The sequence below is a fragment of the uncultured Campylobacter sp. genome (genome assembly GCF_937997465.1).
In the GTDB taxonomy this organism is placed as follows: domain Bacteria; phylum Campylobacterota; class Campylobacteria; order Campylobacterales; family Campylobacteraceae; genus Campylobacter_A.
Map to the genome: position 1 here is coordinate 1 of NZ_CALKTQ010000203.1, position 2057 is coordinate 2057.

The following is a 2057-nucleotide window of genomic DNA, read 5'->3' on the forward strand; positions in this document are numbered from 1 at the left end:
GCGCTGGATCGCCCGCCCTAGCGAGGCTGCGTTGCAAAGCGGCGAGGAGTACGAGATTTTGTTCAGCTTCGCGCCGAAGTTTTTGCCCAAAATCTACGCAATTGCCGCTAAGGCGGGCGTTTCGATCAATATCATCGCCGAGGTTTGCCCGCGCACGCCGCAAAGCTCTATGGAATTTCGCGGCAGCTCGCACCACTTCGCGCCTTGAAATTTTGCCGAGCTCGCTTTAAATTTTTAAGGCGCGCGGCATGGAATTTGAAATTTCGCAGAGCCACGAAATTTTGTGGAGGCGTAGAATTTTATGAAGCCGCGGAATTTGGAATTTGAAATTTCGCCCCTTCACGTAGCCTACACGCAAGCTCGCTATCATACCGCTACAAAATTTACAAAGGAGCCGTATGAGGGAGATCGTAAAAAAATTTGTCGCAGGCGACGCGGATATTATATTCGCTAGACTTTCCGTTATCATCGTGCTTGCCGTGATGGGTAACTACAAGTGGTTTGAGTTCGAGGTGGAGGCTTTAAAGCCGCTCTTTTCGCAGACGTGGCTTTCGTTTTTGCCCTCAGCGCTCGGGGACGCCGGCGCGAGCTACTTTTTGGGCGTGGTGGAGACCGTGGGCTATCTCTCGCTCATCGCGGGCTTTTTCAAGCCGAAGGCGGGCATCGTGGGCGATCTCATCGTGATCGTCATGGCGCTGAGCACGCTCAGCCTACTGCCGCAGCTAGGTAAGATCGACGGCTTTATCTTTAAAGACCTTTTCTTGCTAGGCCTTGGCTTGGTGCTGCTAAAATACGACCTGGCGCGCCTTTGCCGCGGAGAAAAAAGCTGCGATTGAGCCGTCAAAACATACTGGCGTCGGTTCCGACGCAACACTAAATGATCGCGCACGGCGAGCTTGAGGCGTTTTGATTTAAAGCCTGCTTTGCCGGTGAGTGCGTGCTTGAGCTCGCTCGCATAGCACCCTTTAAAATACGGCCGCGCTAAAATTTTATGACGCGCGGTTGAAATTTATCGAGCTGAGGTAATTAAATTTTACTAACGCTCAAACCCAAATTTATAAAATTTTAAATCGATCCATCAGATTGTACCACAAATTGAGTCGCGTTAAATTTGACAGCGAAAGCTTAATTTTAAGCTCAAAGCATTAGATTTAGATCCAGCCAAATTCGCATTTGATTAAGCGAAACGAAAAGCGCAAAGTTATATCATTTCTTAGAAATTCTGCAATTTTTTCGAAAGGATGAGATATGAAGCACTTTTCACTCTCAAAGGCCGTTTTTATGGCGGCGAGTCTAGCTCTGCTCGGGCTAACGGTTGCGAATGCGCAGGAGAAATTTTCCCCAGTCATCGTCATTCACGGCGGCACCAGCGGACTTGATCTAACCAAGGAGGAGTTTAAAATCCGCGAGGAGCCGATGAAAAAAGCGCTTTTAGCGGGTCAAGCCGTGCTTGAGAAAGGCGGTAGCGCGATGGATGCCGTAACGGCGGCCATTATGGTGCTTGAGGACGATCCGAATTTCAACGCGGGCAAGGGCGCGGTATTTACATCCGACGGATTTAACGAGCTCGACGCCTCGATCATGGACGGCTCGACCAAAAAAGCGGGCGCGGTCGCGATGGCGCGTCATATCAAAAACCCGATTCTAGGCGCCAGACTCGTGATGGATAAGACGTGGCATACGCTTGTTGCGGGCGAGGGAGCCGACAAGCTCGCTAAAGAAAACGGCCTGGAGATGGTCGATCAGAAGTATTTTTTCACGCAGTTTAGATACGACGCGCTGCAAAAAGCCAAAGAGAAGCAAAAGCTGCTACTTGATAGCGAAAAGGCGAAAAAGACGTCGTTAAATTTACACGAGCGTCCATATCTTGGCACCGTAGGCGCGATCGCGCTGGATAAAAACGGCAACCTAGCCGCAGCGACCAGCACGGGCGGCATGACCAACAAAATGACCGGCCGCATCGGCGATAGCCCGATAATAGGCTCCGGAACCTACGCCGACAACGACTCGGTGGCGGTTTCTTGCACCGGCACGGGCGACATCTACATGCGCGTAAA

2 protein-coding genes and 1 pseudogene are annotated in these 2057 nt (G+C 51.0%); all 3 read left to right on the plus strand.

The window, feature by feature from the left end; all coding sequences use genetic code 11:
* Positions 1 to 208, plus strand: a pseudogene (locus Q0546_RS06675) (hypothetical protein); the annotation flags it as partial.
* Between the two features lie 190 nt (positions 209 to 398).
* A complete protein-coding gene (locus tag Q0546_RS06680; protein WP_297904949.1) occupies positions 399 to 836 on the plus strand; it encodes a DUF417 family protein in 438 nt (145 codons plus the stop codon).
* A 412-nt stretch (positions 837 to 1248) separates the two neighbouring features.
* A partial coding sequence (locus Q0546_RS06685; RefSeq protein ID WP_298791616.1) for an isoaspartyl peptidase/L-asparaginase family protein occupies positions 1249 to 2057 on the plus strand: 809 nt, incomplete at its 3' end.